8 protein-coding genes and 1 pseudogene are annotated in these 8,501 nt (G+C 69.6%); all 9 read right to left on the bottom strand.

Going from position 1 to position 8,501, the window contains the following annotated elements; all coding sequences use genetic code 11:
- Nucleotides 1–10: 10 nt before the first annotated feature.
- The gene (locus JI745_RS09535; protein WP_201805685.1) at nt 11–1,177 is read right to left on the bottom strand and encodes a DegT/DnrJ/EryC1/StrS aminotransferase family protein; all 1,167 of its coding nucleotides are present in this window, start codon (nt 1,175–1,177) and stop codon (nt 11–13) included.
- A 2-nt stretch (nt 1,178–1,179) separates the two neighbouring features.
- The gene (locus JI745_RS09540; RefSeq protein WP_201805686.1) at nt 1,180–1,887 is read right to left on the bottom strand and encodes a class I SAM-dependent methyltransferase; all 708 of its coding nucleotides are present in this window, start codon (nt 1,885–1,887) and stop codon (nt 1,180–1,182) included.
- A gap of 2 nt (nt 1,888–1,889) precedes the next feature.
- Nucleotides 1,890–2,921, bottom strand: a complete 1,032-nt coding sequence (locus tag JI745_RS09545; protein WP_201805687.1) for a glycosyltransferase family 2 protein — start codon at nt 2,919–2,921, stop codon at nt 1,890–1,892.
- Nucleotides 2,918–4,060, bottom strand: a complete 1,143-nt coding sequence (locus JI745_RS09550; RefSeq protein ID WP_201805689.1) for a glycosyltransferase family 4 protein — start codon at nt 4,058–4,060, stop codon at nt 2,918–2,920. The genes JI745_RS09545 and JI745_RS09550 overlap by 4 nt, the downstream gene beginning before the upstream one ends.
- The gene (locus tag JI745_RS09555) at nt 4,057–4,971 is read right to left on the bottom strand and encodes a hypothetical protein (RefSeq protein WP_201805691.1); all 915 of its coding nucleotides are present in this window, start codon (nt 4,969–4,971) and stop codon (nt 4,057–4,059) included. Before JI745_RS09555 ends, JI745_RS09550 begins: the two co-directional genes overlap by 4 nt.
- 19 nt (nt 4,972–4,990) lie before the next feature.
- The gene (locus JI745_RS09560; RefSeq protein WP_201805693.1) at nt 4,991–6,232 is read right to left on the bottom strand and encodes an oligosaccharide flippase family protein; all 1,242 of its coding nucleotides are present in this window, start codon (nt 6,230–6,232) and stop codon (nt 4,991–4,993) included.
- Entirely contained in the window at nt 6,229–6,978 is a 750-nt protein-coding gene (locus JI745_RS09565) for a TylF/MycF/NovP-related O-methyltransferase (protein ID WP_201805695.1), read from the bottom strand. The genes JI745_RS09560 and JI745_RS09565 overlap by 4 nt, the downstream gene beginning before the upstream one ends.
- Before the next feature lie 72 nt (nt 6,979–7,050).
- Complete coding sequence (locus tag JI745_RS09570; protein WP_201805697.1) at nt 7,051–8,145, bottom strand: glycosyltransferase family 4 protein; 1,095 nt, start codon at nt 8,143–8,145, stop codon at nt 7,051–7,053.
- A pseudogene (locus JI745_RS09575) lies at nt 8,142–8,501 on the bottom strand (acyltransferase); the annotation flags it as partial. The gene JI745_RS09570 and the pseudogene JI745_RS09575, both read right to left, overlap by 4 nt.

Below are 8,501 nucleotides of genomic sequence, written 5' to 3' on the forward strand. Positions count from 1 at the left end.
GTGCCCGTCTTCAACCCAGCGCGCGGCGCACCGCCTGCACGACCCGGTCCACATCGGCTTCGGTCATGCGCGTGTACAGCGGCAGGCTCACCATGCGCTCGAATGCCTTCTGCGAATGCGGGAAAGCGTTTGGCGTCAGGCCGTAGCGGTCGCGCCAGTAGGGCTGCAGGTGCAGCGGAATGTAGTGCACGCTGCAGCCGATGCCAGCCTCGTACAGCAACTCGATGAACCGGTCGCGGTGCAGCGCCACATCGTCGGCCAAGCGCACCACGTACAGGTGCCAGGCGTGCAGGTCGCCCTGTGCCGGCAGCGGCGGTGTGATGAGCGGCAGGTCGGCCAAGGCCGCGTTGAACTGCTGCGCCAGCGTTTCGCGCTTCTGCTGGAACGCGCGAGCCCGCTTCAACTGCTGCAGGCCGAGTGCCGCCGCAATGTCGGTCAGGTTGTACTTGAACCCCGGCGCCACGATCTCGTAGTACCAGCTCGGCACCTTGGCGGTGAAGCGGTCGAACGCATCGCGGCTCATGCCGTGCAGGCGCATCACCTTCATGCGGTTCGCCAGCTCGGCGTGGCGGGTGACGACCATGCCGCCCTCGCCGGTGGTGATCGTCTTGTTGGCGTAGAAGCTGAAGACCGTCACGTCCGACTCGAGCGTGCCGATGAGCTTGCCGCCACAGGTGGTGGGCAGCGCGTGTGCGGCGTCTTCCACGACCTTGAGACCGTGCTTCTTCGCGATCGCCAGCAAGGCCGGCATGTCGCAGGACAAGCCGCCGTAGTGCACGGGCAGGATGGCCTTGGTGCGCGGTGTGATCGCGGCCTCGACGGCCTTCGGGTCGATGCACAGGGTGGCGGGGTCGATGTCCACGAGCACCACGTCGGCGCCGAGGTAGCGCACCACCTCCGCGGTCGCCGTGAAGGTGTGGGTGGTCGTGATCACCTCGTCGCCCGGGCCGATGCCCAGCGCTTCGAGCGCGAGGTGCAGGCCGGCGGTGGCCGAGTTCACGGCCAGCGACTGCAACGACGGGTTGCCAAGGAAGGCGGTGAAATCTTCTTCGAAGCGCTTGGTCTTCGGGCCCGTGGTGACCCAACCGGAGCGCAGCGTGTCCACCACCTCGGCGATCTCTTCTTCGCCGATGTCAGGCAAGGCGAACGGCAGGAAGGGCAGCTTCTCGGATGTCATGGTTAGGGCTTGGCGAGCCAGCACAGCACGTGGGTGCGCAGCAGCGGCACGGCGTTGAACAGAGTGTAGAGCGCGGGGTGCACCCGCACGACCGCGCGGGCGATGGGCGGCGCGAGCGTCACTTTCTGCGCCGTCACTCGGGCCTGCGGGAAGAGCTGCCGCACGCGTGAGAGCGGCACGCCGCGCACATCCTTGTTGCGGGGGTTGTCAACGGTGAAGTCGTACCAGAGCACGCCGCCGCCCGGCTTGACAGCGCCCCACATGGCGTCGGCCAGGCGCTGCTGGAAGGCATCGTCCAGCAGCGACGAGAACACGGTGGACTGCAGCACGATGTCCACGCTCGACGCTGCCGGGCTCAGCACGAGCGCGTCCCCTTGCGACAAAGACACGGCCCGCGGCAGACGCTCGCGCGCCTGCGCATAGCGCTCGGGCAGCAGCTCCACGCCAGACAGCTTCGCGGGGTCAAAGCCCATCTGGATCAGCTCGACCAGGTTGCTGCCACTGCCGCAGCCGACTTCATGCAGGCGCAAGGCCGACAGGTCGTGCCACCCGAGCCGGCGAAACAGCGCCAGCATCGCACGCTGCCGCTCCTGCATCGGCCACAGCGCGGCCGGGTTGAGCAGGCTGTAGCGCGGGTCCTGCGCCGTGCGCCGCGCGTAGCGTTCGCGCACCGCCTGGGCTTCGGCCGATTCCTCGGAGGTGTCGTCCATGTTCACCTCGTCAAGGTGGCAAAACGCGCACGGCCGGTGACGCCACGCAACACATCCCACCAACCGGCCAGCGAGCCGATGCCATAGCCCAGGTGATACGCCGCGATCACCGCCGGGATGCGCAGCACCACGGGCACCGGGCTGGCCTGCTGTTGCCAGACGGCGAAGGTCATCGCCAGCACGGCAGCGCCATACAGCGCAAGCAAGGCCAACAACGGCCACACGATCCCGAACAAGGCCGGCAGCGCCAGCACGGCGAGCGCCGCCACGAAGAGGCTCGGCACCAGATGGCGCAAGGAGGCCGCCTGCCCATGCTTCTTCATCACGAAGGGCTTCCAGTAACCGTACTGCAGGTACTGCCGGAACACCTGCGACAGCGTCGCACGCGGCCGGTAAGTGCTGCGGATGCGCGACGACTGCCAGACCTTGCCGCCGCCCTTGACGATGCGCAGGTTGTGCTCGTCGTCCTGGTTGCGCACGAGCGACTCGTCGAAACCGCCGAAGCGCTCGAAGGTTCGGCGCGGCCAGCTGCCGAGGTAGACCGTGTCGACCCAGCCATCGAAATCGAGCCGGCGCGACGACGCGCCCCCGGCCACCCAGCGCGACTGAAACGCTGCCGCCACGGCGTGCTGCATGGCGCCGGAACCGGCGTCGGGCACGGCGTGCCAGGGGCCGCCGACGTTGTCGGCGCCAGTCTCGGCGTGCAACGCAAGGCACTGCGCGATGTAGTCCGGGGCGTAGTCGGTGTGCACGTCCATGCGCACGATGATCTCGCCCTCGGCGACCTTCAGCGCCGCGTTGAGGCCGGGTGAGACGATGCGTGCCGGGTTCGCGATCCAGATGATGCGCGGGTCGCGGGCGCTCAGCTGCTGCAGCAGCTCGCGGGTGCCATCGTCGCTGTCGCCGTCGGCGATCACGAGCTGCAGGCGCCAGCCGGGCGGCACTTGCTGGTTCAGCACCCCGGCGCAGAAGCGCTCGATGTAGCGCCGCTCGTTGCGGCAGGGCACGATCACCGAGACCACACGCTCGCTCATGTCGCGACCGCCTGGCTGTAGGCCTGCTTGACACCCACCTCGCGCAGCAGCGCCGTCCAGCGGCGCTCGTGCTCCTGTGGGCTGAAGACGGCGCGGCTGCGCGCGATGGCGGCGCGGCCCATGTCGGCACGCAGCGACACGGACGACAGCAGCTCGACCAGCCCGGCGGCGAGGGCCGAGGTGTCCCCTGCGGGTATCAGCCGGCCGGTCTCGGCCGTCAGGATCTCGGACGGGCCGGTCGGGCAGTCGAAGGCGACGGCGGGCACACCGAGCGCCTGCGCTTCCAGCAGCGCCAGCGGCATGCCTTCGTAGCGGGAGGGCAGCACGAACACGGCGGCCTCGCGATAGCGCTGCTCGATCTGTGGCGTAGGGGCCTGCCACTCGATGCTGCCCACCACGCCGAGGTGCACCGCCAAGGCTTCATGTTCGGAACGCAGAGGCCCGTCCCCAACGATGCGCAGCCGTGCCTCGGGCATTTGCCGCGCGACCTCGGCCCAGGCGCGCAGCAAAAGGTCGAATCCCTTCTGCACCACATGCCGGCCCACCGCCAGCACGATCGGCTGTGCCGGAGCCGCTGGCGAGTCGGCCTGCAGGGCCGAGCAGTTGTAGATGACCTCGGTGCGTGGGTTGATGGCACGGAAGCGCGGCGCATCGGCCTGGGTCAGGCTCACCACTGCCGCGACCCGGGGGTACAGCCATGCGCGCAGGCGCTGCCACAGCCGCGAGCGCGCCGCGAAGTGGTTGTGGTCACAGCAGACGATGCGCGACGCAAAGCGGCCGCTGAAGAGCAGCACCGAGCACGCCGTCGTCAGGCCATTGAGCAGCACGACGTCGGGCCGGTCGTTGCGAATCAGTCGCGACAGGGTTCGGCCAATGCGCCATTGCGTGCGCAGCAGCTGCCATGCCCGCCCGAGTCGCGAATGCGCCTCGTGCTGAGGCAAGGCATCGTTGCCGGCCAGCACGCGCACCGCCGACCCCAGCGGGTAACGCACCGCGGCGCGCGGCGTCGCGACGCTGCCCACCGCCACGTCCAGCCCCTCGCCTGCCAGGTGGTTCGCCAGCGTGCAGACGAAGCGCTCCACGCCGCCGGCAATGTCCAGGCGGTCGCACAGCAGCAGCACGCGCAGCGGTCGGCTCATCTCGGTTTGCGGATCAGCGCGTGCACGTCCACACGCTGGTAGTCGGGTGCCGGCAGGTCGAGGCCGGCGCGCCGCATCGCACGCAGGCGCTCGCGGCCGGCACGCAGGGCGTCGATCAGGCCCCATTCGGCGAATTGCCGGATCAGGCGTTGCCGGGCGGTCGGCGCCGCGGCGGCACCGGCCGCCGACGGGCCCTTGACCCATTCGTCCTGGGCGTAGTCCGACTGCTGCGGCGCCGGCAGCGGCCCGATGTCTTGCAGCTTGCGTGCGAGCACGAGCATGTAGACCTCATGGCTGTTGCACAGGTTCACGCGCCGCTTCACGTCCATCGGGTTCGCCACCTTCCACCAGTGGCGCCTGTCGCCCCTGACCGTGAACCACACGCCGAGCAGCTCGAAGCCGTTCTCCCGCCGGTAGAGGTTGAAGAAGAGCTCGGGCGAGAACTGGTAGAAGCCGTGGCCTGACAGGTTGTTGGCCGGCAACGAATGGAAGACGTGGCCGCCGACCTTGCACAGGTCGACGACGTTGCGCCACGCCACCGGGAAGTTGAAGACGTGTTCGAGGCAGCCGAAGTCGAGCACGGCGTCGTACGCGCCGCGCTGCGCGCTCGGCTCGGGCCACGGCAGGTTCATGTCGTGGAGGTGGGTGGCGTTCTCGTAGGCGGATGCATCCACCGACTCGGTGTCGCGTGCGCCGAGCCACTGCTGCATCAGCGGCTCGAAGTAGCGCGGCGCGCCGGCCGCGCGCGCCGGCTCGGCCAGGGGCGGCAGGCCGCGAAGGCGGCGGTGGTCTTCCAGCTCGAAGGGCTCGATGAAGAGCGCCTGCCGGCCGATGGCCAGCGTGCGCTCGTAGCGCACCCCGAGGTCTTGCGCGTGCGCGAGGAAATTGAGGTTGTGGATGTCGATGCCCACGATCGTTCGTCTCTTCTTTTCAGCGGCGTGCCGTGAGCCACATGCCCACCACCGCGACCGTCATCACCAGCAGCTCGACACCGATCGCGACCCAGGCGAGGCCGACGGCGCCGGCCGCACCGCCCCAGGTCGCGGCGCCGAGCGTGCCGGCGATGCCGCCGATCACCACGCAGCTGCGGTAGGCGGTGTCGAAGCGGCCGCTGCCGAGCATCCAGTAGCCGATGAACTTCCAGCCCAGCAGCAACGGGAGCAACGCACCCAGCACCAGCATCGTGGCGCGCAAGGTCGCGAGGTCGATGCCACCCGCACGGTCGAGCACCAGGGGCTCGATCAGCTGCCAACCCGCCACGCCGAGTGCATAGAGCGCGAGGCCCACCGCTGCGCCGCCCAGGCTCCAGCGTGCGGCATAGCGCAGCGCCGTGCGTGCACCCTGCTGGAAGAGCGTGACGATGCGCGGGTACACCACCGCGAACACCGGCTCGGCGGCGTTGATCACCGCGCGCACGAGCCGATCGGCCATGAAGTAGGTGCCGAGGTCGGGCTTGCTCATCTGCAGCGACGCGGCGGCCGGCAAGGCGTAGGAATACGCGGCCCCGGCGATGGAGACGGGCATCATCGTCCACCCCAGGCGCAGCCCGGGGCGCACGGCGGGCGCACTCCACAGGCCCTGCTGACCCGGCAGGTCACGCCGCAGCCACCACCAGCCGAGCATGGCCAGCAGCGTCGAGGCGATCAGTTGCAGCGTCAGGTAGACGATCGCGCTGTAGGCGAACGCCCAGCTGGCCGCGATCAGCAGCGCGTAGACCACCAGCTCCACCTGCGCCCAGCGTGCCAGCTGTTGCGTCGCTTGCAGGTACCACGTCGCCGGCCAGCCGAGCGCACAGGCCAGTGCGGCAATGGTGAGCGTGTCGGCCCAGGGCTCGCCGCCCTGCCCGGCCAGTTGCACCGCGATGATGGAGAGCGCCACCGCCGGCACGCACAGCACGCAGCGTGCGCTGAACACCTGCTGCGCCAGCTCCCAGCGGCGCGGCGCATCGGCGTTTACCGCCAGACGCGTGGCCGCGGCGAGAAACCCACCCTCGACCACCATCGCCAGCAGCGCACTCCACACCAGCACGAAGCTGAGGCGGCCGAACTCCTCGGCCCCCATGCGCGTGGCCATCAGGGGCAGCACCAGCACCGGCAGCAGCAGGCGCACCGCCGCCGCGGCATACACCGCCGGCAAGGTGCGCGAGAGCTTCGGTGCTGCAGCCGCCGTCATGCCTTGATGTGCAGGCGCGCGGTGTAGTCCACGCGGTGCAGGAACACCGGCTCGGCGGCGTTGGCGAAGTACTCGTCCACCGCCTGTCGCGCGCCTTGCCAGTGGCCGTAGTCGTCGATGATGAGCGGGCCGTGTTTGGCGAGCAGCGGGTAGAGGTGCTGCAGCTCGTGGCGGGTGGACTCGTACCAGTCGGTGTCGAGGCGCAGCAGGGCAATCTGCTTCGGCAGCGTCGCGGGAATGGTGTCTTCGACCTTGCCTTGCACGTAGTGGATGCGGTCGGCCGGGTAGCCGGTCGAAGCCAGGTTGGCCTTCACGTCGTCCAGCCCGGCCACGGCCCACAGCGGGTGCTCGCGGTCGGTGCGCTGCAGCTGGGTTTGCGCCAGCTCGCCGCTCAAGGCCTTGTCGTGTTCGGTGGGCTCGCTCATGCCCTCGAAGGTGTCGTAGAGGTAGAGGTGGCGCGAGGTGTCACCGCGCGCCATCAGCGCGAACGCGATGGCCATCATGCTGCCGCCGCGCCAGACGCCGCACTCGACGATGTCGCCCGCGATGCGGTGCTTGACGATGTGGTCGACGGCGCCGATGAGGCTGGCGCGGCGCTCCAGGCTCGTCATCGTGAAGGGGGACACGCGCTGGATGATCTGGCGGTCGGCCGGCGTCAGGTCGGCCAGCGCCTGGGCGTCACGGTCGCTGGTGCGGGCCAGTTCCCAACCGGCGCGCGCCAGGGCGGCTTTGAGGAGTCTTTTCATGGGGTGTGAGCGGGTCGATCAGGGCGGCAAAGGCCGCGGATCGAAGCGGCGGATTGTCGCACCCGGCTGGCGCTAGACGCGGTAGGCCTGGCCGGCCTCGGCCACCAGCCGCTCCCAGCGCAAGGCGTCCTGGGCGGCGGCCAGTTTCTGGCGCACTTCGTCCCCGTGCGCTGCGAGGAAATCAAGGCAGGCGAGCACGGCGTCGGGCGTGCGGTCGCGCAGCAGCAGGCCTTCCAGGCCGTGTCGGCGCATGAAGGCACCGAGGTCGCCGGTGTCGGTGCAGAAGAAGACCCGGCCGTGGTTGAGCAGCGCGTACAGCACGCCGGACTGCGAGGCGCGCTGGTAGGGGAGGAGGAAGACGGCGTTCTGCGCCAGCAGCGAGAGAAGCTGTGCGTCGTCGAGGTAGCCGTCGTGCAGGGCCACGCCCTTGCTGCGCAACTCGGCCTGCAGTTCATGCAACCCCGGTGACCAGGCCCCGTAGACCACCAGCGACAGGCCGCGGCGCTGGATCTCGGCCGACTGCGCTAGAGCACGGAACAGCTCCACGCCCTTGTAGGGCTGCACCCGCCCCCAGAACACCAGCGCCTCCGCATGGAGTGGGCGGTCGTAAGGCGCGGCCTCGGCCTGCGGCGTGACCGGCAGCAACCCGTGCGGCAGCACCGTCGACTTGGCGCGGTAACGCTCGCCATAGCGCTGCAGGAAGTCGTCGCGCGTCGCATCGCTGACGAAGACCAGCTCGCGCGCCAGGTCCGCGAGGCGCCGCGTCGGCGCGTGCTGCGGGCTGCTGAAACCATGCGGCACCGCGTTGTGCACGGTGAACACGAACTTGCCGCGCAGCAGCGCGAACACCAGCCATTCCAGCGGCCAGAAGCCGCTGAACTGCAGGTTCACCGTGCCGTACCGGCCGGCGCGCAGCAGCACGCTGGCAAGCTGCAGCGCATAGGCCCACGCGCCCCCGAGGCGGGACGCGACCGAGCCGGAGATCGCCCGCGCCACGACCTGCACGCCAGGCAGTGCACGCATCGCCACCAGGAATTCGCCGTTGTAGCGGGTGGTCGAGCCGTAGAAGTCGACCGGCCGCCCGTTCGCCGCCAGTCCCTTCACCAAATGAAAGTCGTAGGGCAGCACGAAGGAGCCCGGGTCGACGATGGCGATGCGCCGGCTCAATGCGCGAACCAGAAACGGCGCTTGAGCGTGTAGGCCGGGACGCAGCCCCGCTCGCCGAGGTCGACCGCCGGGTTGCCGCCGACCATGCGGCCGGGCGGCACATCTTTCGTCACGACCGCGCCGGCCATCACCACGGCGCCCTGCCCCACATGCACACCGGGCATCAGCATCGCGCCGGCAAAGACCACCGCGTGATCATCGAGGCGGATCGGCGCCGATTTGGTGGCGAACGTCGGGTCGTGCCCCATCGTGTAGAGCTTGGCATCGTGCGCGATCGACACGTGCCGGCCGATCTCGATGCCGCCGCGGTTGTCGAGGTACACGCCGCGGTTGATGAGCGACCCCTCGCCCACGCG

Source organism: Piscinibacter sp. HJYY11 (assembly GCF_016735515.1).
Lineage (GTDB): Bacteria > Pseudomonadota > Gammaproteobacteria > Burkholderiales > Burkholderiaceae_C > Rhizobacter.

What these genes read in the sequence shown, in the direction of transcription:
- JI745_RS09535 (WP_201805685.1), bottom strand. Translation starts at nt 1,177, where the DNA reads ATGACATCCGAGAAGCTGCCCTTCCTGCCGTTCGCCTTGCCTGACATC.
- JI745_RS09540 (WP_201805686.1), bottom strand. Translation starts at nt 1,887, where the DNA reads ATGGACGACACCTCCGAGGAATCGGCCGAAGCCCAGGCGGTGCGCGAA.
- JI745_RS09545 (WP_201805687.1), bottom strand. Translation starts at nt 2,921, where the DNA reads ATGAGCGAGCGTGTGGTCTCGGTGATCGTGCCCTGCCGCAACGAGCGG.
- JI745_RS09550 (WP_201805689.1), bottom strand. Translation starts at nt 4,060, where the DNA reads ATGAGCCGACCGCTGCGCGTGCTGCTGCTGTGCGACCGCCTGGACATT.
- JI745_RS09560 (WP_201805693.1), bottom strand. Translation starts at nt 6,232, where the DNA reads ATGACGGCGGCTGCAGCACCGAAGCTCTCGCGCACCTTGCCGGCGGTG.
- JI745_RS09565 (WP_201805695.1), bottom strand. Translation starts at nt 6,978, where the DNA reads ATGAAAAGACTCCTCAAAGCCGCCCTGGCGCGCGCCGGTTGGGAACTG.